This window comes from Pseudomonas azerbaijanoccidentalis, from assembly GCF_019145495.1.
GTDB lineage: Bacteria > Pseudomonadota > Gammaproteobacteria > Pseudomonadales > Pseudomonadaceae > Aquipseudomonas > Aquipseudomonas azerbaijanoccidentalis.
Map to the genome: position 1 here is coordinate 227014 of NZ_JAHSTU010000001.1, position 25915 is coordinate 252928.

Here is a 25915-nt window from a genome sequence, read left to right on the forward strand (position 1 = left end):
AGATCGAGACGTTTTTATGGAATGGTTAGCTGACCCCACCGCATGGCTGGGCTTGTTGACACTGATTGTGCTGGAACTGGTGCTGGGCATCGACAACCTGGTGTTTATCGCGATCCTCGCGGACAAGTTGCCGCCGCACCAGCGCGATCGAGCGCGCATCATCGGTTTGTCCCTGGCATTGCTGATGCGCCTGGGCTTGCTGGCGAGTATTTCCTGGCTGGTGACCCTGACCCAGCCGCTGTTCGAGGTGTTCGACAAGAGCTTCTCTGGTCGTGACCTGATCATGTTGTTCGGTGGTGTGTTCCTGTTGTTCAAAGCCACCATGGAGTTGCACGAGCGCCTCGAAGGTCACGTCGGCCAGCGTTCCTCCAACACGGCTTATGCGCTGTTCTGGCCCATCGTCGCGCAAATCGTCGTGCTTGATGCGGTGTTCTCCCTCGATGCGGTGATTACCGCCGTGGGTATGGTCGATGAACTGGCGGTGATGATGATCGCGGTGATCATTTCCATTGGCCTGATGATCGTCGCCAGCAAGCCGCTGACCCGCTTCGTTAACGCGCACCCGACGGTGATCATGCTGTGTCTGGGCTTCTTGATGATGATCGGTTTCGCGCTGACCGCCGAAGGCCTGGGTTTCCACATTCCCAAGGGCTATCTGTATGCGGCTATCGGTTTCTCGATCCTGATCGAGGTGTTCAATCAGATCGCCCGGGCCCGCCGCAAACGCTCGATGCAGGGTTTGCGGCCGATGCGCGAACGGACTGCCCACGCGGTGATGCGCCTGCTGGGCGGGCGAAAGCTGGCGGTGGAAGAAGTCGGCGAAGAAATCGCCGACATGCTCGACAACGGCGAGGCGCCCAGCGAGGAACTGTTCGATCGCCGCGAACGCGTGATGATCAGTGGTGTGCTGCAACTGGCCGAGCGACCGATCCGCACATTGATGACGGTGCGTGCCGATGTCGATCATATCGACCTGGCGGACAATCCCGAGGCGATTCGCACGCGTCTGATGCATTCGTCCTATTCGCGCCTGCCGCTGATCCGCGACGGTGCCGTGGATGAACCATTGGGCTTCGTGCACAAAAAGGAATTGTTGAAGGAGTTTTTGGCCGGCAACGAACCGGACCTTGCACACCTGGCGCGCCAGACGATCAATCTGCTGGAGAGCTATTCGATCCTCAATGCGCTGGAGCAGATGCGCAAGGCGTCGACGCACATTGCGTTTGTGGTCAATGAATTTGGCGACTTCGTCGGCGTATTGACCATGACCGACATCCTCGAATCGATTGCCGGCGAATTGCCCGACGCCAGCGAAATCGAAGGCCCGGACGTGGTCGAGGAGAAGGGCGGGTTCGTGGTCAGCGGCGCATTGAACCTGGCGCGGGTACGTCAGCACACCGGGTTTGCTGCCGAGCCTACCGAGGATTATCAAACCCTGGCCGGGTTGGTGGTCAGCCTGTTGGACCGCTTGCCCATGAAAGGTGACAGTCATGAGTGGGAAGGCTGGCGTCTGACGGTTATGTCGGTGGAAGAGCGGCGGGTGAAGCGGGTGCTGTTGGCGCGTATCGGAGGGTGATTGGGCGGTGGGTTTGAGGGCCCCATCGCTGGCAGGCCAGCTCCTGCAGGTTCAGCGTAAATCCTGTGGGAGCTGGCTTGCCAGCGATGGCGATCTCAACGGTGAAACGTATACCGATCCTTCCCCGTATGTTTTGACGCATACAACGCCGCATCCGCCTTGATCAGTGCCTGGTTCAACGTGTCGTCCTCCAGTACTTGAGCCAGGCCAATGCTGATGGTCACCGGATGCTGGGTTGGTTGTTCGCGTACCACCCGGCACAGCTCACCGGCCAAGGCCTCGACATCTTCCCGGCGCACGCCCGCCAGATAAATCGCAAATTCCTCGCCGCCCAATCGGGCGTATTCGAAGTGGCCCATTACCGCTTTGATGTTCTGCGCAATGCGTTTGAGCACCTCATCGCCGATGTCGTGACCGTAGACGTCGTTGACCTTCTTGAAGTTGTCGATATCGATCATCGCCAGGTAGTGGTCAGGCTCTCGCGGAACCGCGTGCAGTTGCTTGTCGGCCTGTGTCATGAACGAACGGCGGTTGGGGATTTCCGTCAGCGTGTCAATGTACGCCTGGTCCAGCAGCAGTTTGGACATGATGAAATTGTAGAGTTTGGCTTTACGCAAAGTCATGAAACTGTAGATGGTCAGCGCGCAAATGAATGTCGAATAACTGAGGGCCATCACACCCTTGAGTTCCTGCGTTTCGATCCCGGTGTCGTAGAAGGGATTGAGGAATGCCCAAGTGATGATTTGCGCGGCGAAGAACGCCCAGCGACTGAGCGGCAACACCGAGGCGGTAAACAGCGTGGTCGATGCCGCCAGCAGCATCCAGGCCGGCTGGTGGTCTTCGGGCACACCTTCGATCAACAAGCGCGTGCCTAAGGCGATGGTGAAGACGAACAACAGGTTCAGCTTCTGGAACTTGCGGGCGCTGCGGATAAACAGCAAAACGACAATCAGGATTGTGAAGACGCCGATAAACACCAGTGAGCGCCACGTGAAGTTCTGGTTACCGATAAAGCTGAGAATCAGGTCGTAGGCAAACCAGACCGCGATGCTGGCGAGGTAAATCAACACACAGAATGTGTGCAGTCGTTCGAACTCGTGCTGAAGAAATTCGGCTTTCAACGCGGCTGGCGCGGCTTTTTTCAGGACGTCATCTTCAATGGTTTTGTACATCGTTGCCCTTGTGCGTGCGTTGGTTATCGAGAATCACCTTGCCCCAAGGCCGGTAACGCAGGGAAAAAACCGCTGTGGGATGACAGCCTGCCGATGACGTTTGTGGGCTGGCGGGCTCTGCCCGGAAAGGTTGCCCGGTGGCACTGACCTGGCGGAACGCTTCGTGGACGATGCCGATGGAGCAGGGCAATGCGGCGGTGTAACCGTTGCGCACCAGCAAAGGCAAGCGCCCGGTTCCGGCGCCATCCTGCCACCAGACCTGAATCCCCGCGTTCGCCAGTTCACCCAACCAGTGGCCGTTCACTTGCGGCGCAAGTTTGCCAGCGCTGAAACCGCTGACATGCAGCGGCGCATCGAGTTTACCGGCGAAATCCTTGAGCTGACGCTGCAGGGTTTGCCGGCGATCAGCCGCCAGAAAATGCAGGTCATCCAGTTCCATCGGCACATACCAGCCGCTGACGGGCAGCTTCCACGTACTGCGCAACCGCTGCTGTTGCGCCAGCGATTGCCCCAATTGCGCCTGCCAATAACTCGCGAGCCCGGCACTGTCGAGTTCATCGATGCGTTGATAATAGGCAGGGTCCATGTACAGCCCCATGACCAAATTCAGGCCTTGTTCCTGCGCCAGTTTCAGGCTGTTGGCCAGCCAGCCACCGGCGCCACCGAAGTCGGAGTCGCCATAAGCGGTCCATTGCACGATGACCGTGTGGGTGCCCTGTCTGACGGTGTCTTGCCAGACGTTACGCCATTGCGATTCACTCAAGCTGGCGTCGACGTTCAGCGGCTGATAGAAAATCCGCTCGTCAGCGTGGGCCGCCGCGCTGCTGAGCAATAGGCACAGAATCAAAAAGTAACGCCGCATCAGAAATTCAACTCCACGCCCAACAGCACCCCATTGCCGCCTTCATACAAGTTGCCGCCCAACGACTGCTGATATTCGGTGCGCACCGACAGGTGAGCGCGATAGGCATTGTAGACGTCGTCATCGAACCACCATTGCCAACGCAGGCCGATACCGGTGCGCAGGTCCTGGCGCCAGTCATTGCTCGGGTCCTGGCTGGCGAACTCAAGAAAGCCATAAGGCATCAGGGTTTGCGCGCCGTTGAACGGCAGTTTCCAGGTATGCCCTTGCTGGAAGCGGGACATCCATTGGTGGTCGCCGGCCTTGGTCCACCAGGCTGCGTCGAGATAGAGGAAGCGTTCCTCCCAGTCGCTCTCGTCGACCCGCCAATCGTTGCGGAATCGCCCCTGATCGAGAAACGAAGCCGTGGCGCGCAGCAGGTAATCGGTGGTGGTGTGGCCGTCCTTGCGGTGATCATCGACCTGATCGGCGAGCTTTTCCGGGACCAGCATCTGCCCCAGGCTCAAGCCGTGGTTGTCCTGATCGTCGAACTGGCTTTGCTTGTAGATCTCGCCGTAGAAGTTGATGTTCGCCGTGCCCCAAGGCTTGTAGCGCAGGCCGACACCGGTGCCAAGGGATTCAGCGTAGCTTGAACGACCGACGCCGCCGAGCAACACGCGCCCGTAGACCGACAACGTACTGCCGGCGCGACTGGGTTCTTCGCCGAGTGCGTGGTCCCACATTGCAAGCTGCACGTTCTGCGAGCTGGCACGGCGTCGGGAACCGGTGGTGTCGTCAGGCAGCAGGAAATCGTTGGTCGAGACGCCGGCCGGTGACCAGGTGCTGGCGAGGGTGCGCGTGTCACGGCGCGAAAGCGTTTCGTGGGCGCGGCGCTGGCGATAACGGCGCGCTTCCAGGCTGCCCTCTGAGTCGTCAGCCGCTACCGGGTTTTGCTCCAGATCGATGACTCGGCGCAGTTCTTTGCGGGCCGAAGCGCTGTCTTCGATTTCGTCGTAGCGCCAGGCGAGGGTCTCGCCGAGATGATAATCCTCCGGAAAATCCCTGGTTGCGCTTTGCAGATACGGGACGGCGCGGGCGCGTTCTTCCCGGGTTTCGGCACCGGCCAGGCGCATGCCGTAATCGGCGCGGTAGCGCGGGTTGTCCGGTGCGCGGCGCACGGCTTCGGCCAGCCACGCGGTGCTTTGCGGCAGGTCGCCAGCCTTTTGCGCGGTCACCGATGCCGCGTAGAAATGCCCGGCATCCGCCGACTGCTGGAGCGCGGAACGCTGGCGTTGCAAGGCGAGCGCATGATCGCCCCGGGCATCGGCAATGGCTGCGCCCAGCGCCCATTCATTGGCACCCCGCGCGCGGCTTTGCTGCCAGTAGCGCTCAGCGCTGGAGGCATCGCCGGCGTTGAGGGCGCTGCGGCTGGCGGTGAGTCGAGCGTTGTCGCTCAATTCTCCCGGTGGGATGCTGCGCCAAATCGCAACGGCGCCGGCTGAATCCCCGGCGGCTTCCAGCGCGTAAGCCAGCGGCAGGCGGCTGTCGCGGTCGCCGAGCTTTTGCGCCTGTTGGTAATACACCACCGCTTCACCGGGACGCTGCGGCATGGCGCATCGACCCAGTGCGCGGTAGTCGCCAACGCTTTGCGGGTGATCGCCGATGGCTTGTTGCACCGCCGTGCACTGGCCGTTCTCCGCCAGTTGCGCAAGCAGTTGGCCGCGCGTCGCGGGGTCGACGCGATGGAGCAGCGAGACCATGCGCTGCTGCTGCGCAGCCGACGGCGTCGATGAGGCATACAAGCCGGCCAGGCGTTGCAGCACGGCGGGGGGCAGCTTGCCGCCGTGGCGATCGTAGGCGCTTTCGAGCAACCGTTGAGTGTGTTCGCGATGGCCAGCATTGAGTGACAGATAACTCGCCTGATTGAGCGAATTGAGGCTGCCGGTCTGCTGATAATGCCGCTCCCAAAGCGCCGCGGCTTCGGTATTGCGCCCCGAAGCCTGGAGCATTTCGGCGCGGCGTTTGACCACCTCGGCGGTTTGCGGCTGGTCGGCAAGGTACGCCAGGACTTTGTCGCTGCGACCTTCGTCCTGCCAGACATCCAGCAGACGTTCGCGGCGCCGCGTGTCCCAAGGCTCGGGCAAGCGAGTGCTTTGCAACAGGTCAGTGGCTTGCAAACGCTGCGCAAGGATCAGCCAGGCCTGGGGATCGTCCTCGGGTTGGCAGCCTTTCAATTGAATGAGCGCCGCTTGTGGGTCCTGGCGCGAAAGCCATTCGGCCGTTTCCAGGCACGGGCGCTGCAGTTCTGCGCTCAAGCGTTGCACGGTGGCGCTGTCGCCGGTCTGTCGCGCCAGTTCCCACAAACGCTGGCGCTGCGCCGGGTCGGCCAGGTCGGCGGCTGGCAGCGATTGCATCCAGCGCTGCGCCTGCTGGATGTGGCCCATGGCAATCGCCCGGTCGACCATGGCCAGCCGAGCCTTGCGCGCGGCTTCCGGCGTGGGCGCTTGTTGCAACAGTTGCTGCAACGGCTGTTCGTCGAGGCGTTGTACGTAAGCGTTGGCCAGCCGCTGCCAACCTTGTGCATCCAGTTGCTTGTTCGCGGCCAACGGCGCCAGTTCCTTGATGGTGTCGTCCCAGTTGCGCAACTGCTCCGACCAGTTGGCCTTGGCCAGTTGCAGGATTCGTCGATCACCTTTGGGCGCCAGTTGCGCCAACCAGTCGTGCGCCCGTGCCGCACCGCCGAACTTGGCCAGGCTCAGGCTGTAGGCCTGCCACAGGCGAATGCGCTGGTTCAGGTTGCTGCTGGCTATCCACTGTTCGACCTGTTCGCTGCCCGGCGGATCCTGTTCGATCCAGGTCAGGCGCAGATTGAGCAGGGCGTCGCTGTTTTGCGGGTTGTCGGGCAGCGCCTGCACCGCGTCCTTGTAGCGTCGCTGTTTGGCCAGCGCCTGCACCAGCAAGGCTCGCGCTTCATCGTTTTTCGGCACTTTGCCAAGCAGGTGACGCATCAGGCGTTCAACTTCGGCCCAGTTACCTTTTTTCGCCTCGCGATAGCTGCGGTCCATGTAGGGGAAACTGCGGAACTGCTCAAATTCGGTCAACGGCTCGGCCTGCACCCACACAGGGGAACTCAGGCACAGCAACAGGCTGCCGACGAGAAAGCGTTGACGATTGCCGGAACTCATTCGACCTCCCTGGCAATGGCGAAAGCGGCCTGCTGTTCGGCGGCCTGATCTTCCAGCGCCTGTTCGAGCACTTGTTGGGTAATGATGCCGCGCGAAATCAGGTGTTCGCCCAGCGACATGCGCTCGGCATCGAAGTCGATCAATGCCTGATTGAACAGCGACGGCGGGACCATGCCGCGCACTTGCAGCAAATTGCCCAGCAGCACTTGATGATGGCTGACGCGTTCAAGCAAATCCTCATCGTCCTGATGCTGCTCAAGCACTTCGAGCATGTGGTGCACATCGGCACTTTGCCGAGGGCTTGGATACCAATAGCGGATCCCCAATGTCACTCGCCCCTGAGGAGCAAGGCGACACCGCACCGGGCGTTTCAATTGACGGCTGATGGCCCCTAGCGACACTTGGCTGACCGGGCCTTCGGAGGCCAGCACCAGGGTTGAGCCTTCTTCGGCGGCGGGGAGCACGCCATAGTGCGTGGCGACCTTGCGCGGCACTGCGTCGATCAGGCGTTTGTCGAGCTTGAACGGGTTGAGCGGCGCCCATTCCATGTCCAGTTGTTCGGCCAGGGTTTGCACCAGTTGAGTGGTGTCGATGTGACCGCGCAGCAACAGCTCATGGCCGAGACGCCGGCGCACCGGGTTGGTGATGGCGGCGTCCAGTTGTTCTTCGCTGAGCAGGCCTTTTTCCACCAGGCGATGCCCCAGCGGTGTGCGTTTGGCTTGGGTCAGTGCCGGAAATTCGTGGGTGGTCTTGTCCCACGCCACGCGGCGCGAGTCGCCCATTTCCATGACTTGCCGCAAGGCCCGCAGATTGGCGAAGAAATTGACGAAATTGCTCCACATCATCCGTGGCGCCGACAGCATGCCCTCGACGATTCCGTAATAACGGGTGACGAACCAGCCGCGCTGAAACAGCCGGTTGAGCAGCATCAGACCGTTGAGCCAAAGCAGCGTGGTGAGCAGGGTGCTGTCGGTAAGGATCGACGGATAACGCCAGGCGTCGGGGGAAATAACCGTCACCAGCCACATCGCCAGCAATACCAGTAACAGCAGGTTGACCAGGAAACTCAGCAGATAGGCAATCAGCCCGCGACGATCACGCCACAGGAAATAATTAAGCAGGCCCGTGGGGCTCCAGCCGAGGTTCTTGGTGCCCTGGAACACGATGCCGACGATCCAGCGCGATTTCTGCCGGATCGCGTGCTGCAAGTCCCGAGGAAAATGTTCGCGCACGCAGATCACCTGGGAAAATGCGCGGTTCATGCCGAACACCCAAGGCTGCTGGAGTGCCAGTTTCGGGTCGCTTACCGAGTAGCGGGCGAAGATGCATTTCATGCCTTTCTGTTTGAGGCGGAAACCGATGTCGTAGTCTTCGGTGAGGCTCTGCACATCGAAGGCAATGCCGTCGCCGTCTTCAAGCAACGCACTCACGGCTTTGCGACTGAAACAGGTGCCAACCCCGGCGCTGGGTACCTGGCCGGTCAACGCCTCGCGAACGATCACGTCCTTGCCATGGTTTTCAGCGAACTCGTCAACGTAGTGACCGGCGGTGAAACCTTTCCATTCCGGGGCGTAGGGGTAGACCGGAATCTGGATCAGGTCTTTGTTGGGCAGCAGGTAGTTGAAGAGGCGCAGTTCCATCGGCGAAATCACGTCTTCGGCATCGTGCAGGATGAAACCGGCAAACTGGATTTTCGCCTCGCTTTCAAAACGCAGGATGGCATCGATGATGTTGTTCAGGCAGTCGGCCTTGCTGGTGGGGCCGGGGCGGGCGCAGATGACTTTGTGCACATTGGGGTAGTGCAGGCAAACCGCGTCGACATCGGCCTGGGTCTCAGCGTCGTTGGGGTAGGTGCCGACGAAAATCTGGTAGTTCTCGTAATCGATGGTCGAGGCTGCGAGGCGCGCCATTTCACCGACCACGCCGACTTCGTTCCACGCCGGCACCATGATCGCCAACGGTTTTTCGCCGATGGTGTACAGGCGTTGCTCGTCGGCACGCTTGAATTTTTCATAGTAGCGCCAGCGGCGAATCAGCTTGCGGGTCCAGTACACGAGGTCGATGAACAAGTCATCGAGCCCCAGCACGAACATCAACAGGGCGAGGATAATGGCGAAATATTTAAGGCCGAAGAGCACATAGGCGAAGAAGTCGACCAGGCCAAGACTCATGCCCTTTTACCCGCCGCCTCGCGGTGCTTGAGCCAAACGCCGAGGCGATTGGCGATCCGCTCGCTGGCATGGCCGTCGCCGAACGGGCAGTGCACGCGGCTCATGCGCTCGAAGGTGGACGGGTCGTCGAGCAACAGGCTGGCTTCCTTGACGATGCGATCGGTATCGGTGCCCACCAGCAACACGGTCCCGCCTTCGAGCACTGAAGGCCGCTCGGTGACATCGCGCAACACCAGCACCGGTTTGCCGATCGCCGGTGCCTCCTCCTGGATACCGCCGGAATCCGTCAGGATAAAATGCGCGCGGCCCATCAGCCAGACGAAATGCTGATAGTCCTGCGGTGCGATCAGGTAGATGTTGGGTTTGTTTGACAGCACGCTGTAGACCGCTATTTGCACTTGCGGATTGAGGTGCACCGGATAGACGAATTGCACATCCGGGTAACGCTCGGCGAGGGTGGCCAAGGCCAGGCAGATGTTGCGAAAGCCACCGCCGAAGTTCTCCCGGCGATGACCCGTGATCAGCACCATGCGCCGGTCTTCGTCCAGTACCGCCAGCGGTGAATCCGCAGCGGGATGCCACTGGGTCGCCTGTTGGTGATTGCGCATCCACACCAGGGCATCAATCACTGTGTTGCCGGTGACTTCGATATTGGCCTTGGGCACACCTTCGTGCAGCAGATTGTCTTCGTTCTTCTGGGTGGGCGCGAAATGCAGGTCGGCGATCACCCCGGTCAGGTGCCGGTTGGCTTCTTCGGGCCACGGTGCACGCAAGTTGCCGGTACGCAATCCGGCCTCGACATGGCCGATGGGCAACTGCCGGTTGAACGCGGCGAGGGCGGCGATGAAGCTGGTGGTGGTATCGCCATGGACCAATACGATATCCGGCTTCACTCGCTCATAGGCTGAGTCCAGGTGTTCCAGCAGTTGTTCCGACAGGCCATTGAGGGTCTGCCCCTGCGTCATCACTTGAAGGTCTTCATCGACCGCCAACTCGAACGAATCAAGAACCTGCTTAAGCATCTCCCGGTGCTGGCCAGTAGAGCAGATGTTCAGTTCGATACCCGGCCATTGACGCAAGACGCGTGCAAGAGGGGCCATCTTGATGGCTTCCGGTCGTGTGCCGAACACCATCATGACTTTGAAGGACATCGCTTCCTCCCGGGACAACTCACGCTGACCACGTGGCAGTTGTAAAGATTGTTTATCACTTGGGTATTGAATAAAGCAGCCGGATGGGGGGTTGTCCAATGCCGTTGCTCAAGGGGCAACGCGATCCTTGTAGCAGCTGCCGAAGGCTGCGTACGGCTGCGCAGCAGCCGCGAAATCATGCTCCGCGATTCATCAGGACGGTCAGGTTCAATGTTTACGACTGCTGCGCAGCCGTACGCAGCCTTCGGCAGCTGCTACAGAGGTGCACCGTTTTCGGTCAAGAAGCCCCAGTTGTGAACTTGATACCCGCTGCCTGTAGCCAACGGTAGCGGGTTATTGCCTGTGCGTCTGGTAACGAATTTTACAGCGCTGTTGCGCATCCTCCTGATTCAAAACACTTTTCAATCCCCCCTACATTCCTTCCGCATCCTGTGGCACACTTTCTGCTGTCTATTCCGTTGTTACATACCATGTTCCGGTATAGCGGAATAAACATCACCCTGGAGTGCTTGCCATGCATCGCCGACCTTCCTTGTTCAAAGCGTGTGTTTTTCTTTTCGCGGCTTCTGCTGCTGCCATGGGCGTGGCCCAGGCCGCGGATAGCAAGCTCGACAGTGTTCTGGCCCGTGGCAAGTTGATTGTCGGCACCGGCAGCACCAATGCGCCTTGGCACTTCCAGGGTGCGGATGGCAAGTTGCAGGGCTTTGATATCGACATTGCGCGCATCGTGGCCAAAGGTTTGTTCAATGACCCGAGCAAGGTGGAGTTCGTGGTGCAGTCCTCCGATGCGCGGATTCCCAACCTGCTGACCGACAAGGTCGACATGAGCTGCCAGTTCATTACCGTGACCGCCAGCCGTGCCCAGCAGGTCGCCTTCACGCTGCCGTACTACCGCGAAGGCGTTGGTCTCTTGCTGCCGGCTAACAGCAAGTACAAGGAAATCGAGGACATGCAAGCGGCCGGCGATGGCCTGACCGTGGCCGTGCTGCAAAACGTCTACGCCGAAGAACTGGTGCACCAGGCGTTGCCTAAAGCCAAGGTCGATCAGTACGACAGCGTTGACCTGATGTACCAGGCCGTGAACTCCGGTCGCGCCGATGCGGCAGCCACCGACCAGTCTTCGGTGAAATACCTGATGGTGCAGAACGCCGGCCGCTATCGCAGCCCGGCCTACGCCTGGAGCCCGCAAACCTACGCGTGCGCAGTCAAACGTGGTGATCAGGACTGGCTGAACTTCGTCAACACCGCCCTGCATGAAGCCATGACCGGCGTCGAGTTCCCGACTTACGCGGCGTCGTTCAAGCAGTGGTTCGGTGTGGACCTGCCGTCGCCAGCCATCGGTTTCCCCGTCGAATTCAAATGATCCCGTGAGAGCGGGGCGCACGCGCCCCGCTCAAGGTAATGCCGACCATGAACTATCAGTTGAACTTTGCCGCCGTGTGGCGCGATTTCGACACCTTGCTGGCGGGGCTCGGTCTGGGCCTGGAGCTGGCGCTGGTGTCGATCGCCATCGGCTGCGTGATCGGCCTGCTGATGGCGTTTGCTTTGTTGTCGAAGCACCGCGCGTTGCGGGTGCTGGCATCGGTGTATGTGACGGTGATCCGTAACACGCCGATTCTGGTGTTGATTCTGTTGATCTACTTCGCGTTGCCGAGCCTGGGGATCCGTCTGGACAAGATCCCGTCGTTCATCATCACCCTGTCGTTGTATGCCGGGGCCTACCTGACCGAAGTGTTCCGCGGCGGGCTGCTGAGTATTCCCAAGGGCCAGCGTGAAGCAGGCCTGGCGATCGGCCTGGGTGAATGGCAGGTCAAGGCCTACGTCACCGTGCCAGTGATGCTGCGCAATGTGTTGCCGGCCTTGTCGAACAACTTCATTTCGCTGTTCAAGGACACCTCGCTGGCGGCGGCGATTGCCGTGCCGGAGCTGACCTATTACGCGCGCAAGATCAATGTCGAGAGCTACCGGGTGATCGAAACCTGGCTGGTGACTACGGCGCTGTATGTCGCGGCCTGTTACCTCATTGCCATGCTGCTGCGTTACCTCGAGCAGCGTCTGGCGATCCGCCGATAGGAGGCCCCATGTACGAATCCCCCAGTTGGGTGCATGAGTTGTGGGTCGCGCGCGAGCCGTTGATGCAAGGCTTTTTGACCAGTGTGCAGGCGTCCGCACTGGCGATTTTGTTCGGCACGGTGATCGGCGTGTTCGCCGGTCTGGTACTGACCTACGGCAAGTTCTGGATGCGCGCACCGTTTCGCTTCTACGTGGATGTAATCCGCGGCACGCCGGTGTTTGTGCTGGTGCTGGCCTGTTTCTACATGGCACCGGCCATGGGCTGGCAGATCAGCGCATTCCAGGCCGGCGCCTTGGGCCTGACGCTGTTTTGCGGTTCCCACGTCGCCGAGATCGTACGCGGTGCGCTACAGGCATTGCCGCGTGGGCAGATGGAAGCGAGCAAGGCGATTGGCCTGACGTTCTACCAGTCCCTCGGCTATGTGCTGTTGCCCCAGGCACTGCGGCAGATCTTGCCGACGTGGGTCAATTCGTCGACCGAGATCGTCAAGGCGTCGACGCTGCTGTCGGTGATCGGTGTGGCCGAACTGCTGCTCAGTACCCAGCAGATCATCGCTCGCACCTTCATGACCCTGGAGTTTTACCTGTTCGCCGGTTTTCTGTTCTTCGTCATCAACTACGGCATCGAATTACTCGGCCGGCACATTGAAAAGCGGGTGGCCTTGCCATGACTCAAGTTCAATCAAATTCCCAAAACGGCCAACCGCTGCTGGACATTCGCGGCTTGCACAAACGCTACGACCAACTCGAAGTGCTCAAGGGCGTCGACCTGACCATGCAGCGCGGCAATGTGGTGACGTTGATCGGTTCCAGCGGCTCGGGCAAGACCACCTTGCTGCGCTGCGTGAACATGCTTGAAGAATTCCAGGGCGGGCAGATCTTGCTCGATGGCGAGTCCATCGGCTATGACGAGGTCAATGGCAAGCGCATCCGCCACCCGGAAAAAGTCATCGCCCGCCATCGAGCCATGACCGGCATGGCGTTCCAGCAGTTCAACCTGTTTCCGCACCTGACCGCGTTGCAAAACGTCACCCTTGGTTTGCTCAAGGTCAAAAAGCTGCACAAGGACGAGGCCGTGGCCCTGGCGGAGAAGTGGCTGGAGAGGGTTGGCCTGCTGGAGCGGCGCGACCATTTTCCCGGTCAGTTGTCCGGTGGCCAGCAACAGCGCGTGGCGATTGCCCGGGCCATTGCGATGAACCCGAGCCTGATGCTGTTCGACGAAGTCACGTCGGCCCTGGACCCTGAACTGGTCAGCGAAGTGCTGAATGTGATCAAGGGCCTGGCGGATGACGGCATGACCATGCTGCTGGTGACCCACGAAATGCGCTTTGCCTTCGAGGTCTCGGACAAGATCGTTTTCATGAATCAAGGTCGTATCGAAGAGCAGGGTCCGCCCAAGGACCTGTTCGAGCGTCCGCAATCGCCGCGTCTGGCTGAGTTTCTTAAAAGCACGCGGTTTTAAACACTCGATTTTCAATCAGGAGAAACACTCATGAGCATTACCCGTTACGGCACCGGCAGCGCCGCTGCAGGCGGCACGCCTCGTCCTTTCGCCCGCGCCGCTGAAGCCGATGGCTGGCTACACGTTTCCGGGCAGGTGCCGGCGGTGGACGGCGAGATCATTGTCGGCGGCATCGTCGAGCAGACCCACCAGACCATGAAGAACCTGATCGCGATTCTCCAAGAGGCAGGTTATGGCCTGGAAGACGTGGTGCGTGCTGGCGTGTGGCTGGAAGATCCGCGGGATTTCACCAGTTTCAACAAGGTTTTCGGCGAGTACTTCAAACCCGAACACGCCCCGGCGCGGGCCTGCGTGCAGGCGAACATGATGGTCGACTGCAAGGTTGAGATCGACTGCATCGCCTACAAGAAAAAGGCCTGAACCGAGGTGGCTCTTGTAGGAGCTGCCGAAGGCTGCGATCTTCTGGCGTTTTTTGAGGGTGCTGCCAGGGCAAGATCAAAAGATCGCAGCCTGCGGCAGCTCCTACAGGGTGAAATTCAATGAGCATACTGAAATGACCGAAGACACCATCAAGCGCCGGGCACGCGGTCTGGACCGGGCGTTCGATATCCTCGATTTCCTCAAGGAAGTCGGCCAGCCCCTGCGCCCGAACGACATCGCCAACGGCATCGGCAGTCCCAAATCCACGGTCTATGAACTGGTGGCGTCATTGCTTGAGCGCAGGATTCTGGAACCGGTGGGCAAGGACGGGCATGTCTACCTCGGTCGTCAACTGTACTTCCTCGGGCAGGCGCATTTGCGTCATTTCGACCTGACCCGTGAAGCGGATCACGCCTTGCAGGAGATCGTCAGCCAGACCCATGAAACCGCTCAGATGTGCCTGCTCAACGGGCGCAAATACACCGTCGCGTTGATGAAAGAGGGTGAGCGGCATTTTCGCATTTCATCGGACATCGGCGAGAACGCACCGATTCCCTGGACGGCGTCCGGGCGCCTGTTGCTGGCGCACCTGAGCGACCAGGAAATCGTCGACCTGATCGACCACGATGACTTCATCCTGCCCGACGGCGAACGCCTGCCGCTGGAGCAATTCCTGGCGGAAATCCGTCAGGCCGGTCTCGATGGCTTTTTCTCCTTCGATAGCGTCGCCGACACCTTTACCCATTGCTTCGCCGCTCCGGTCAAAGACCCTAACGGCGTGGCCATTGCGACCCTGTGCATCGTCGCCCCCCGGGCCGATGCCAAGAACAATTACAACGACTACCGCCGGGTGCTGATCGATAGTGCGAACAGCCTGGCCCGTCGCATCAACGAATAACAGCGGCTGCTTGCGGCCGCGAAAGTGAGGAGTTCGACCATGTCTACTGCCCAAAACACTGCTGCCGTGGAAAAGGGTTTCGCCCAGACCGGCGCCAATCTGGCCCGTGACGTCAGCCTGCCGGCGCTGGTGCTGCACCGTGAAGCGCTGGAACACAACATTCTCTGGATGCAGAAGTTCGTCAGCGACAGCGGCGCGGAACTCGCACCGCACGGCAAAACCAGCATGACCCCGGCGCTGTTTCGTCGGCAACTGGACGCCGGCGCATGGGGCATTACCCTGGCCAGCGCCACGCAAACTCGTGCGGCCTACGCCCACGGCGTGCGGCGAGTGCTGATGGCCAACCAGTTGGTCGGTACACCGAACATGGCCTTGATTGCCGATCTGTTGGCCGACCCGACGTTCGACTTCTATTGCATGGTCGATCATCCAGACAATGTCGCCGATCTCGGCGCCTTCTTTGCCTCGCGCGGCGTGCGGCTGAACGTGATGATCGAATACGGCGTGGTCGGCGGGCGTTGCGGCTGCCGCAGCGAGCAGGAAGTGCTCGACCTGGCGAAGGCCATTGCGGCGCAACCGGCGCTGGCCCTGACCGGGATCGAAGGTTACGAGGGCGTCATCCACGGTGACCACGCTGTCAGCGGCATCCGTGCGTTCGCCGGGTCTTTGGTGCGCCTGGCCGTGCAGTTGCAGGACAGCGGCGCGTTCGCCATCGCCAAACCGGTCATTACCGCCTCCGGTTCGGCCTGGTATGACTTGATTGCCGAGGAGTTCGAAGCGCAAAACGCCGCTGGGCGTTTCCTCAGCGTGTTGCGTCCGGGCAGTTACGTCGCCCACGACCATGGCATCTACAAAGAGGCGCAATGCTGCGTCCTCGACCGTCGCAGTGATTTGCACGAAGGCCTGCGCCCGGCGCTGGAAGTCTGGGCGCACGTGCAGTCGTTGCCGGAACCGGGCTTCGCAGTCATCGCCCTGGGTAAACGCGATGTGGCTTACGACGCCGGTCTGCCGGTGCCGTTGCTGCGTTACAAGGCTGGCGTGGTGCCGGCCAAGGGTGACGATGTCGGCGCCTGTAAGGTGACGGCGGTGATGGACCAACATGCGTTCATGACCGTGGCCCCGGGCGTTGATTTGCGCGTGGGCGACATCATTTCGTTCGGCACTTCGCACCCGTGCCTGACGTTCGACAAGTGGCGCACGGGATGCCTGGTGGATGAGCAGTTGAACGTGATCGAGACCATGGAAACCTGTTTCTAAGGCTTGAGACCGAGGTGCGGCCATCGCGGGCAAGCCCGCTCCCACAAGGTTTTTCAGTGTTCCAAAAACCTGTGGGAGCGGGCTTGCCCGCGATGAGGCCCGACCAGACAACATCGAAACACCAGAGACCCCACCACAATGAACACCATCAACACCCTCGGCCCCAACACCCCGCGCATCGCTCTGATCGGCGAATGCATGATCGAGTTGCAACACCGCGCCGACGGCAGCCTGCAACAAAGCTTCGGTGGCGATACCCTGAACACGGCGGTTTACCTGTCCCGCGAACTGGGCGCGGCTGGCAGCGTGGACTATGTCACAGCGCTGGGCGACGACAGTTTCAGCGATGCCATGTGCCAGAGCTGGGCTGAAGAAAATATCGGTCTGAGCATGGTCCAGCGTTTACCCGGGCGCCTGCCGGGTTTGTACTGCATCCAGACTGACGCCGCTGGCGAGCGCCGTTTCCTGTACTGGCGCAACGAAGCGGCGGTGCGGGATTGCTTCACCACCTCCGCCGCGGCGCCGATCCTGGCGGCACTGCCGGATTACGATGTGCTGTATTTCAGCGGCATCACCCTGGCGGTGCTGGGCATGAAGGGGCGGGAAAAACTGCTGGAAACCCTGATTGAGGCCCGTCAGCGCGATGCGCGGATCGTCTTCGACAACAATTACCGGCCACGGCTGTGGGCTTCGGTAGAGGACGCGCGGGCGGCTTATCGCAGTGTGCTGCCGTACGTTGACCTGGCGCTGCTGACCGTCGATGACGAGCAGGCGCTGTTCCATTTTGCCAATGATGAGGCGGTGTTTGCCGCCTACGAGCAGATCGGCACGCCGGAAGTGGTGCTCAAGCGCGGCGCCGAGGCGTGCTTGATTCGCTGTGCTGGTGAGTCATTTGAAGTGCCGGCGCAGAAGGTCGAACGCGTGGTGGACACCACGGCGGCAGGGGATTCGTTCAGTGCAGCGTATCTGGCATCGCGGCTCAAGGGCGGGAGCCCGGTGGAGGCTGCCGAGGCAGGACACCGATTGGCGAGCCGTGTGATTCAGGTGCCGGGGGCTTTGATTCCCAAAACCTGAAACCCGATCCCTGTAGGAGCTGTCGAGTGAAACGAGGCTGCGATCTTTTGATCCTGTTTTTTAACAGTCAAAAGATCGCAGCCTCGTTTCACTCGACAGCTCCTACAAGAGTTTTTGTGTATCTCAATCCCGGTAAAACACCTGCACCAGGTGATAACCAAACTTGCTCTTGATCGGCCCATGCACAACCCGCAGTGGTTTCTTGAAGATCACTGCATCAATCGCCCCGACCATCTGCCCCGGTCGCACTTCACCCAAATCGCCGCCGCGCTTGCCGGACGGGCAGGTCGAGTATTTCTTGGCCAGCACATCAAAGGCTTCGCCCTTGGCGATGCGTTGTTTGAGTTGCTCGGCTTCTTCCGAGGTTTTCACCAGAATGTGGCGGGCTTGAGCTTTCATGGGGCGAATACCTTGTGACGGTTGTGGCAGCAGGGCGCGCGATTATGCCTTAACTCACGCGGAACGGCCGATCATCGTGCGAATCTTGTTGGCCAGCAGATCAATCGAAAACGGTTTGGCCACCATGTCCATGCCTTGCTCCAGGAAGCCCTGACGCTCGGCCGCCATCTGCGCATACCCGGTCATGAACAGCACTTTCAGTGTCGGACGATGCTGACGGGCGATTTCCGCCAATTGCCGTCCGTTCATTCCCGGCAGGCCGACATCGGTCACCAGCAGGTCGACGCGCATGTCCGATTCCAGCAAGGGCAGGGCGGATTTCGCGTCTTCGGCTTCGTGGGCGTGATAACCCAGTTCCTTGAGCAGGTTGAGTACCAGCATGCGCACCGCCGGGTCGTCTTCCACCAACACCACGGTTTCCCCGGCAATCGCCGGCGGCGCTTCGCTGATGACCGGCGACAACACATCTTCCTCCGCCACCGCATGCAGGCGCGGCAGATACAAACGCACGCTGGTGCCCTGGCCCGGCAAGCTGAACAGGCTGACGTGGCCGCCTGACTGTTGGGCAAAGCCGTAGATCATCGACAACCCAAGCCCCGTGCCCTGGCCGATGGGTTTGGTGGTGAAGAACGGGTCGAACGCTTTGGCCAGGACCTTGGGCGTCATGCCCGTGCCGTTGTCGCTGACGGCGATCATCAGGTAGTCGCCGGCCTTGACCGGTTCCAGGGTGCTGATATCGCTGCTGTCGAGGTAGACATTGGCGGTTTCGATGCACAGTTCACCGCCATCGGGCATGGCATCCCGGGCGTTGATCACCAGGTTGAGCAGGGCGTTTTCCAGTTGGCTGACGTCGGTGCTGACTGGCCAGACGTCTTCGGCCAGTTGCAGCTTGAGTTCGATGTGCTCGCCTTTGGTCCGACGCAGCAAGTCTTCCAAAGAATGGATCAGATCATTGGCGTTCAGCGGCTTGCGGTCCAGCGACTGACGCCGGGAAAACGCCAGCAGACGATGGGTCAGCGCGGCAGCGCGGTTGGCCGACGACACCGCCGCCTCGGTGAACCGGCCGATTTCTTCCGTGCGCCCGTCGGCAATGTAGCGCTGCATCAGGTCGAGGCTGCCGATAATCCCGGTGAGCATGTTGTTGAAGTCATGGGCAATGCCCCCTGTGAGCTGACCGACGGCTTCCATTTTTTGCGCATGGCGCAAGGCATCTTCGGCGCGTTCGCGTTCGAACATCTCGTTTTGCAGGCGCTGGTTGGTTTCGGCTAATTGTTTTGTGCGGGCGGCGACCCGTTCTTCGAGGGTTTCGTTGAGGTTGCGCAGGGCTTCTTCGGTCTGTTTGCGCTCGGTTTCGTCGATCACGAAGATGTAAAAACCGTTTACTGCGCCGTCCGAGCCGTGGCGGGGCAGGTAGTTCATCAGGGCGTGCCGGATGCTGCCGTCGCGGTGCGGCGTGTTGATGCTGAAACAGCACGGTTTGCCGGTCAGCGCCTGGGCGATGTGCTCGGCACGCAGGGCGTAGGCTTCATCGCCCAACACCTCGCGAACCGTCCGGCCATAGAGTTCCTGGGGCGTCAGGCCGTACCAGTCCAGATAGGCCGCGTTGTTCAGGCGGAAGCGTTCCTCACGGTCGACGTAGCTGATCAGGATCGGCATGGCGTTGATGATCAGCTGCAACTCGGTCTGGCTCTGGCGCAGGGCCTGCTCGGTGTTCTTGCGTTCGGTCAGGTCCAGGGCGGCACCGAGGAAACGGATCGGCCGGCCATGGTGATCCTTGTAGCAACGCCCACGGGCAAACACCCAGCGCAATTGGCCATCCGGTTGCAAAAGGCGATATTCCTCGGCGTACTCGGTGCCGTGGGTGATGCAGTGCTTGATGCTGCGGGCGATCAAGGCGCGGTCTTCGGGATGCACGCCGTGCAGGTAATCGCTGATGGGCAACTGGCCCGCCATCGCCGGGTCGATGCCATGCAACTGGGCGAAATGCGCATCGGCGATGAAACGGTCCTCGCCGATATCCCAATCCCAGGTGCCCACCGCGTCGGTGGCTGCGAGGGCCAGTTGCAGGCGCTCTTCGGTTTCTTGCTGTGCCTTGAGGCTCGCGGCCGAGCGTTGTTCGAGCTCAAGGGCGATGCGCCGGCGTTCATTGGTTTCGATGGCGGTGACGAGAATCCCGGCGACCTGGGCATTTTCGTCACGGATAGGGCTATAGGTAAGGTCAAGCCAGAAGTCGGAATCGATACCGTTGCGCTGCAGGGTGAAGCGTTGTTCGCTGTAGGTGCGTACCTGGCCTTGTAGGACGGCGCTGTAAATAGGGTCGGTAAAGTCTTGGAGTTCTGGCCAGATCTGGTGTGTCGGCTGTCCGAAAGCGTGCGGATGCTTGCTGCCCGCGAGCAGGGCGAAACCGTCGTTGTAGATTTGCGTCAGCTGCGGCCCCCAGAGCAACAGCATCGGCATCGGTGAGTGAATCACGATGTCCACGGCGGTTCGCAGGCTTTGCGGCCAGGTGCGGGCCTCGCCCAACGGACTGTTTGCCCAGTCCAGTCGGGCTATCAAGGCCTGGGCATCGCTGCCGGTCGGTGATGCGTTCATCAAGGTGTCCTGCACAAAAGTCGGTGTGGCGACGTCTACTATTGTTGCTAGACGCTGAATGACCGGATTCGGGTCATTTTTTTATTGAATGCTTCGCGGGTGCTTTTTGCCATGGAAATCGATGCGTTGTTAAAACGTCTGGCCAGCCAGAATGGCTCTGACCTTTATTTGTCCACGGGCGCGCCGCCTAACGCGCGGTTCGACGGTGTGCTCACACCCCTGGCTGACCAGCCCTTCAAACCGGGAGACATTGCGGCAATTGCCGCGTCCATCATGGACGCCGAACAGCGTCTGGAGTTCGATCGTCAACTGGAGATGAACCTGGCGATCTCCCTGGCGGGGATTGGCCGCTTTCGGGTGAATATTTTCAAGCAGCGCAATGACATTTCCATGGTGGTGCGCAACGTCAAACTCGACATTCCACGCTATGAAGACCTCAAGTTACCGTCGGTCCTGCTCGAAACGGTGATGCTCAAGCAGGGCTTGATGCTGTTCGTCGGCGCTACGGATTCCGGTAAGTCTACCTCGCTGGCGGCCCTGATCGACTATCGCAACCGCCATAGCCGTGGGCACATCGTGACCATCGAAGACCCGATCGAGTACATCCACCGGCACAAGCAATCAATCATCAACCAGCGCGAGGTCGGCGTCGATACCCGCAGTTTTCACGCTGCGTTGAAAAACACCCTGCGCCAGGCGCCCGACGTGGTGCTGATCGGCGAGATCCGTGATCGCGAAACCATGGAGCATGCGCTGGCCTTCGCCGACACCGGGCATCTGGTGATCTCCACGCTGCACGCTCACAACGCCAATCAGGCGCTGGACCGTATCATCAATTTTTTCCCTGAGGAGCGCCGAGGGCAATTGCTCAATGACCTGGGCAACAATCTTAAGGCCTGCGTTTCCCAGCGTCTGGTTCGCAGCCGCGACGGGCAGCGCCGGGTGGCGGTGGAGGTCATGCTGGGGACGCCGACCATAGGCGACTTGATTCGGCGCAACGAATTCTCCGAGCTCAAGGGCGTGATAGAGAAATCAGCGGCGCAGGGGATGCAGACGTTTGACGGGGCGTTGTTCGCGCTGGTGGTCGAAGGCGTGATCGATGAGGAAGAAGCGTTGAAACATGCCGACTCTGTGAACAATTTGCGCTTGCGGATGAAATTGCACACGGAGTCCACGCCCGGCGACTGGGGACTCATGGACTGATGCTTACCCCTCGTAGGAGCTGCCGCAGGCTGCGATCTTTTGATTCTAAAAAAACAAGATCAAAAGATCGCAGCCTGCGGCAGCTCCTACAGGGGATTTCAATCCTTGAGTTCCGGACGGTTTCGGAACTGCTCCAATGCCTCTGGGTTAGCCAGTGCATCGGTATTCTTCACCATCTGACCATGCACCACATTGCGCACCGCCAGTTCAACGACTTTGCCGCTGATGGTCCGAGGGATGTCGGTCACTGCGACAATTTTCGCCGGTACGTGACGTGGTGTGGTGTTGGCGCGAATGACCTGGCGGATCTGCTGTTGCAGTGCTTCATCCAGTTCGACGCCTTCACGCAAGCGTACAAACAGCACCACCCGCACATCGTCCTGCCATTGCTGGCCGATGGCGACGCTGTCGAGCACCTGCGGGACTTTCTCCACCTGACGGTAGATTTCCGCCGTGCCAATGCGCACGCCGCCAGGGTTGAGCACGGCGTCGGAGCGGCCGTGGATCATCATTGCGCCATGGGGCAGTTGTTCGGCGTAGTCGCCCTGCGCCCATACGCCGGGAAACTGGCTGAAATACGATGCCCGCAGCTTTTCACCGTCCGGGTCATGCCACAGACCGATGGGCATCGCCGGGAAGTGCCGGGTGCAGACCAGCTCACCTTTTTCGCCGATGACCGGTTGGCCGTTGTCGTTCCATACCTCGACGGCCATGCCCAGGCTCTTACCCATCATTTCGCCGCGCCTGACCGGTGACATCGGGTTGCCGTTGACGAAACAGGAAACGATGTCCGTGCCGCCGGACATGGAGGCCAGGCACACGTCCGGCTTGAAGTCGCGATAGACATAATCGTAACTCTGGGGCGACAGCGCAGAACCGGTGCAGAGCAAGGTTTTCAGACTGCCAAGGTCATGACTTTGGCGAGGTTTGACGCCGCTGCTTTCCAGGGTCGCAAGGTACTTGGGGCTGGTGCCGAAAACGCTGATGCGCTCGTCGTCGATCAGGTCGACCAAACGCTCTGGGTCTGGCTGGAACGGTGAACCGTCGTACAGCACCACCGCGCTGCCGACCGCGAGGGCCGAGACCAGCCAGTTCCACATCATCCAGCCGCACGTGGTGTAGTAGAACAGCCGTTCACCGGGACCGAGATCACCGTGCAGGCCGTGTTCCTTGACGTGTTGCAGCAACACGCCACCGGTGCTGTGGATGATGCATTTCGGTACGCCGGTGGTGCCGCTGGAATAGAGGATGTACAGGGGATGATTGAAGGGCACCGGGACGAAATCCGGCTCGCCGCCGGGGAAGTAGAAGTCGTCCCACAGTGTGACGTTGGCCGTTGTGTGAAAATCCTCGATCCGCGTTTCGGGGCGCGCGTAAGGCACGATGATCAATTGCTGCAACGACGGCAGGCGCTCCAGGATTTCGTTGACCTTGGCGGTTTGTTCGATGTCCTTGCCGGCGTAGCGATAGCCTGCGCAGGTCACCAGCACTTTCGGTTCGATCTGGCCGAAGCGGTCGATCACGCCTTGGGTGCCGAAGTCTGGCGAAGAGCACGACCAAATGGCCCCAAGGCTGGTGGTGGCGAGCAATGCCACCAGGGTCTGCCAAGTGTTGGGCATGCACGCGGCGACGCGATCACCGACGCCCACGCCGGCCGCTTGCAAACCGTTTTGAAAACCGGCGACGTGCTCGGCCAGTTCGGCCCAGGTCAACTGTTCGCGCTGGCCGTTCTCGGCCACGGCGACTACCGCCACGGCGTCGTCGCGACGGCGCAGCAAGTGTTCAGCGAAGTTCAGGGTGGCGCCGGGAAACCACTGGGCGCTGGGCATTTGCGCGCCTTCGAGCAAAACCGCGTCGGGTTGCTCATGGAAACGAATATCGAAGAAATCGACGATGGCCTGCCAGAAGTCGCCGCGCTGGTCGATGGACCATTGATGCAGGGCAGGGTAGTCGTCGATGTGCACATGATGCCGCTGATTGATGAAACGCCGAAAGGCTTCCATGCGGGTCTTGCCGATGCGTTCGGCGCTGGGTTGCCAGAGGATGTCGGACATGGTTTGCCTCTTGTTGTTGGCGAGTGCTGCACACTCGATCGCTATCAGGCCAGCTCCCACAAGAAACCGTATTTCAAATGTGGGAGCCAGGCTGCTGGCGATGAACGATAACGCGGTCTAGCAGCCAATCACTGCGCCAACCACCCCCCATCAATGTTCCACGCCGCACCCCGCACCTGAGCGCCGGCTTCACTGCACAAGAACAACACCAACTCGCCCAATTGCGGCGGGGTCACAAATTCCAGCGACGGTTGCTTCTCGGCCAGCAGATCATGCTGCGCCTGCTGCGGGTCGATCCCGGTGGCGGCGCGATCATCGATCTGTTTTTGCACCAGCGGCGTCAACACCCAACCCGGGCAAATCGCGTTGCAAGTGACGTTACTGGTGGCGGTTTCCAGGGCCACGACTTTGGTCAAGCCGATCACGCCATGCTTGGCGGCAACGTAAGCAGCTTTGCCTGTCGACCCCACCAGGCCATGCACCGACGCAATGTTGATCACCCGGCCCCAGCCCTTGGCGCGCATGCCCGGCAGGCTCAGGCGGGTGCTGTGAAACACCGACGACAGGTTGATCGCGATGATCGAATCCCAGCGCTCGACCGGGAACTCGTCCACCGGCGCCACGTGCTGGATGCCGGCGTTGTTGACCAGAATGTCGACACCGCCGAATTCACGGTCGGCGTAGGCAATCATGTCGGCTATCTGCGACGGGTCGCTGACGTCGGCCGGGTGATGGCCGACCTTGCCGCCAAACTGCTTTACTTCGGCGATGACCTTGGATGCGTCGCCGAAACCATTGAGGATCAGATTGGCCCCGGCCTTGGCCAGGCTTAGGGCAATCCCCAAGCCGATGCCGCTGGTGGAGCCGGTTACCAGTGCGGTCTTGCCCGAAAGAGTCGTCATCAATGCCTCACACAATGCCAGTGGCGTAGAAAGTGCCGATCACCACGAAAACCGCCAGGGTCTTGATCAGCGTAATACAGAAAATGTCTTTATAGGCCTCACGGTGGGTCAGGCCGGTCACCGCGAGCAACGTGATCACCGCGCCGTTGTGCGGCAGGGTGTCCATGCCACCGCTGGCCATGGAGGCCACGCGGTGCAGCACTTCCAACGGGATGTTGGCGGCATGGGCCGCCGCGATGAACTGCTCGGACATGGCCGCCAGCGCGATGCTCATGCCACCCGAGGCGGAACCGGTGATACCGGCCAGCAAGGTGACGGTAATCGCTTCGTTAACCAGCGGATTGGGAATGCTCTTGAGCCAGTCGGCCAGCACCAGGAAGCCTGGCAGCGAGGCAATTACCGCACCGAAGCCGTATTCCGAAGCGGTGTTCATCGCCGCCAGCAAGGCACCGCTGACCGCACTTTTGCTGCCTTCGGCGAGTTTGCTGCTGATGGCCTTGTAGCCGAACGCCAGGACCATGAGGATGCCGACCAGCAACGCGGCCTGAACCGCCCAGATGGCAGTCAGTTTGGCGATTTCCGTGGTCACCGGCGTGGCCATGCCCGGCAGCGCCAGGCTGTGGGTCTTGCCGTACCACTGTGGAATCCACTGGGTGAACAGCAGGTTCATGATGCCCACGGCCAACAGCGGCGACAGAGCGATCCAGGGGTTGGGCAGCTTGATGTCGGCGGCGGTTTCCGGCTCGTTGCGCAGTTCGGTGCCATAACCCTCACCGGAGCGTTGTGCTTTGTTGCGCTGGCGCTGGAGAAACAGCATGCCGGCACAGAACACGAAAATCGTGCCGATTACACCCAGCCATGGTGCCGCCCAGGCGGTGGTGTTGAAGAACGTGGTCGGGATGATGTTCTGGATCTGCGGGGTGCCGGGCAGGGCGTCCATGGTGAACGAGAACGCGCCCAAGGCGATGGTCGCTGGGATCAGGCGCTTGGGGATATTGCTCTGGCGGAACATTTCAGCGGCAAACGGATAAACCGCGAACACCACCACAAACAGCGACACGCCGCCGTAAGTGAGCAGGGCGCAGACCAGCACGATCACCAACATGGCCTGGCGCGTGCCGAGCAAACGAATCGCGGCTGCGACGATGGAGCGCGAGAAACCGGACAGCTCGATGAGCTTGCCGAATACGGCGCCAAGCAGGAATACCGGGAAGTACAGCTTGATAAAGCCAACCATTTTTTCCATGAACACACCGGTGAAGGCAGGTGCGACGGCGGAAGGGTCGGTCAACAGAACGGCGCCGAGGGCGGCAATCGGGGCAAAAAGGATAACGCTGTAGCCACGGTAAGCAGCCAGCATCAGCAGCGCGAGGGCTGCCAAGGCAATGATCACACTCATGGTGTGTCTCCTGGATTGTTATTTTTTTAAGGTAGTACGATGTGGGGAGGGGCTATAGCGAGTTTCGTGCCAAAAGCATAAGGCAT

Annotated in this window: 20 protein-coding genes; 10 read left to right on the plus strand and 10 right to left on the minus strand. The window is 60.4% G+C overall.

The genetic code is table 11. The features are described from left to right. Window positions 1–16: 16 nt before the first annotated feature. On the plus strand, window positions 17–1576 hold the full coding sequence (locus tag KVG88_RS01135) for a TerC family protein (protein WP_150702153.1): 1560 nt from the start codon (window positions 17–19) through the stop codon (window positions 1574–1576). A gap of 95 nt (window positions 1577–1671) precedes the next feature. Here KVG88_RS01135 and KVG88_RS01140 read toward each other — a convergent pair whose 3' ends face one another. The 5 genes from KVG88_RS01140 to wecB are packed head-to-tail and all read right to left on the minus strand — an operon-like array spanning window position 1672 to window position 10096. Then, entirely contained in the window at window positions 1672–2748 is a 1077-nt protein-coding gene (locus tag KVG88_RS01140) for a GGDEF domain-containing protein (protein WP_217870025.1), read from the minus strand. Next, window positions 2732–3610, minus strand: coding sequence for a DUF4434 family protein (locus KVG88_RS01145; RefSeq protein WP_217870026.1), 879 nt, complete (start codon window positions 3608–3610; stop codon window positions 2732–2734). The genes KVG88_RS01140 and KVG88_RS01145 overlap by 17 nt, the downstream gene beginning before the upstream one ends. Beyond that, the gene (locus tag KVG88_RS01150; protein WP_217870027.1) at window positions 3610–6774 is read right to left on the minus strand and encodes an NfrA family protein; all 3165 of its coding nucleotides are present in this window, start codon (window positions 6772–6774) and stop codon (window positions 3610–3612) included. The genes KVG88_RS01145 and KVG88_RS01150 overlap by 1 nt, the downstream gene beginning before the upstream one ends. Further along, complete coding sequence (gene nfrB, locus KVG88_RS01155) at window positions 6771–8945, minus strand: cyclic di-3',5'-guanylate-activated glycosyltransferase NfrB (RefSeq protein WP_150702157.1); 2175 nt, start codon at window positions 8943–8945, stop codon at window positions 6771–6773. The genes KVG88_RS01150 and nfrB overlap by 4 nt, the downstream gene beginning before the upstream one ends. Continuing rightward, window positions 8942–10096 carry a non-hydrolyzing UDP-N-acetylglucosamine 2-epimerase gene (gene wecB / locus KVG88_RS01160; RefSeq protein WP_217870028.1) on the minus strand — a complete coding sequence of 385 codons (1155 nt, stop codon included), beginning with the start codon at window positions 10094–10096 and terminating at the stop codon, window positions 8942–8944. Before wecB ends, nfrB begins: the two co-directional genes overlap by 4 nt. Before the next feature lie 514 nt (window positions 10097–10610). Here wecB and KVG88_RS01165 point away from each other — a divergent pair. From KVG88_RS01165 to KVG88_RS01200, 8 genes are all read left to right on the plus strand, one after another. Further along, window positions 10611–11459 carry a transporter substrate-binding protein gene (locus KVG88_RS01165; protein WP_150702159.1) on the plus strand — a complete coding sequence of 283 codons (849 nt, stop codon included), beginning with the start codon at window positions 10611–10613 and terminating at the stop codon, window positions 11457–11459. A 47-nt stretch (window positions 11460–11506) separates the two neighbouring features. Next, window positions 11507–12169 (plus strand): amino acid ABC transporter permease, encoded by a 663-nt coding sequence (locus KVG88_RS01170; RefSeq protein WP_059405928.1) that lies wholly within the window; start codon window positions 11507–11509, stop codon window positions 12167–12169. An 8-nt stretch (window positions 12170–12177) separates the two neighbouring features. After that, window positions 12178–12840 (plus strand): amino acid ABC transporter permease, encoded by a 663-nt coding sequence (locus tag KVG88_RS01175; RefSeq protein ID WP_217870029.1) that lies wholly within the window; start codon window positions 12178–12180, stop codon window positions 12838–12840. Then, entirely contained in the window at window positions 12837–13631 is a 795-nt protein-coding gene (locus KVG88_RS01180) for an amino acid ABC transporter ATP-binding protein (RefSeq protein ID WP_150702161.1), read from the plus strand. The genes KVG88_RS01175 and KVG88_RS01180 overlap by 4 nt, the downstream gene beginning before the upstream one ends. Before the next feature lie 30 nt (window positions 13632–13661). Beyond that, window positions 13662–14051, plus strand: a complete 390-nt coding sequence (locus tag KVG88_RS01185) for a RidA family protein (protein ID WP_217870030.1) — start codon at window positions 13662–13664, stop codon at window positions 14049–14051. 133 nt (window positions 14052–14184) lie between these two features. After that, window positions 14185–14949 carry an IclR family transcriptional regulator gene (locus tag KVG88_RS01190; protein WP_150702163.1) on the plus strand — a complete coding sequence of 255 codons (765 nt, stop codon included), beginning with the start codon at window positions 14185–14187 and terminating at the stop codon, window positions 14947–14949. A gap of 39 nt (window positions 14950–14988) precedes the next feature. Then, complete coding sequence (locus KVG88_RS01195) at window positions 14989–16206, plus strand: amino acid deaminase (protein ID WP_217870031.1); 1218 nt, start codon at window positions 14989–14991, stop codon at window positions 16204–16206. Between the two features lie 138 nt (window positions 16207–16344). Then, entirely contained in the window at window positions 16345–17280 is a 936-nt protein-coding gene (locus tag KVG88_RS01200; RefSeq protein WP_217870032.1) for a sugar kinase, read from the plus strand. Between the two features lie 123 nt (window positions 17281–17403). Here the strand turns inward: KVG88_RS01200 and KVG88_RS01205 are convergent, their stop codons facing one another. Together KVG88_RS01205 and KVG88_RS01210 are read right to left on the minus strand one after the other, a co-directional pair. After that, window positions 17404–17679 carry a peptidylprolyl isomerase gene (locus tag KVG88_RS01205; protein WP_007933743.1) on the minus strand — a complete coding sequence of 92 codons (276 nt, stop codon included), beginning with the start codon at window positions 17677–17679 and terminating at the stop codon, window positions 17404–17406. Window positions 17680–17733: 54 nt separating this feature from the next. After that, window positions 17734–20271, minus strand: coding sequence for a PAS domain-containing hybrid sensor histidine kinase/response regulator (locus KVG88_RS01210; RefSeq protein ID WP_217870033.1), 2538 nt, complete (start codon window positions 20269–20271; stop codon window positions 17734–17736). A gap of 111 nt (window positions 20272–20382) precedes the next feature. Between KVG88_RS01210 and KVG88_RS01215 the strand changes: the two genes are divergently transcribed. Next, entirely contained in the window at window positions 20383–21474 is a 1092-nt protein-coding gene (locus KVG88_RS01215; RefSeq protein ID WP_217870034.1) for a PilT/PilU family type 4a pilus ATPase, read from the plus strand. A gap of 98 nt (window positions 21475–21572) precedes the next feature. Here KVG88_RS01215 and KVG88_RS01220 read toward each other — a convergent pair whose 3' ends face one another. From KVG88_RS01220 to KVG88_RS01230, 3 genes are all read right to left on the minus strand, one after another. Continuing rightward, the gene (locus KVG88_RS01220; protein WP_217870035.1) at window positions 21573–23528 is read right to left on the minus strand and encodes an acetoacetate--CoA ligase; all 1956 of its coding nucleotides are present in this window, start codon (window positions 23526–23528) and stop codon (window positions 21573–21575) included. Between the two features lie 128 nt (window positions 23529–23656). After that, a complete protein-coding gene (locus tag KVG88_RS01225; RefSeq protein WP_217870036.1) occupies window positions 23657–24430 on the minus strand; it encodes a 3-hydroxybutyrate dehydrogenase in 774 nt (257 codons plus the stop codon). A 7-nt stretch (window positions 24431–24437) separates the two neighbouring features. Beyond that, window positions 24438–25829 (minus strand): GntP family permease, encoded by a 1392-nt coding sequence (locus KVG88_RS01230; protein WP_150702170.1) that lies wholly within the window; start codon window positions 25827–25829, stop codon window positions 24438–24440. Window positions 25830–25915: the final 86 nt, after the last annotated feature.